Below are 561 nucleotides of genomic sequence, written 5' to 3' on the forward strand. Positions count from 1 at the left end.
CTCGACACCGGCGCGGTCCCGCGCCGTCATCGCGATGTTAACCGCCGCCTGCCGGATAGCGCTGGCGACCAGCGCCTGGGACGGCTGCCAGGGGCCTTGATCACGCTTCGGCGAATAGGATGCCTCGACCGTCACATAGGGAATGTCGAGTTCACCGCAAAGGACGGGACCGAACGGATCCGGCGATTTGTAATAGGGGTGGTAGCAAAACCAGAGGTCCGGCTTAGCGCCGGCAGCAAACTCTGCCCGCAGCCACTGCAATTCGCTCTGGCGGCCCTCTTCCAGGAGCGCTGCGGCCTCCGGTGTTGCGGCGAAATTCCGGAAGCTGGAGACGAGTTCGACCTCATGGCCTGCCAGATCGAGCGCGCGCATCAGAAGCCTGCCCATCAGCCGGTCGCCGGAGGGGACCGGATGACCGGGAGACTTCAACGGCGCGTAAAAGGCAATCTTCATCACCGAGCGCTCGCCGAGACAGAGCGTTTCCAATTCCCGATCCAGCCCGCGGCGAAATTCTGCGCTATGGTCCGCTTCCTTAAGAGTTGCTGATAAACATATAGAATG

Annotated in this window: 1 protein-coding gene; it reads right to left on the reverse strand. The window is 62.0% G+C overall.

The genetic code is table 11. The features are described 5' to 3' along the window. On the reverse strand, nt 1-486 hold a 486-nt coding region (locus tag AC1DIX_RS27620), incomplete at its 3' end, for a hypothetical protein (RefSeq protein WP_477328522.1). Nucleotides 487-561 lie beyond the last annotated feature (75 nt).

Source organism: Massilia sp. 05N420 (genome assembly GCF_056397205.1).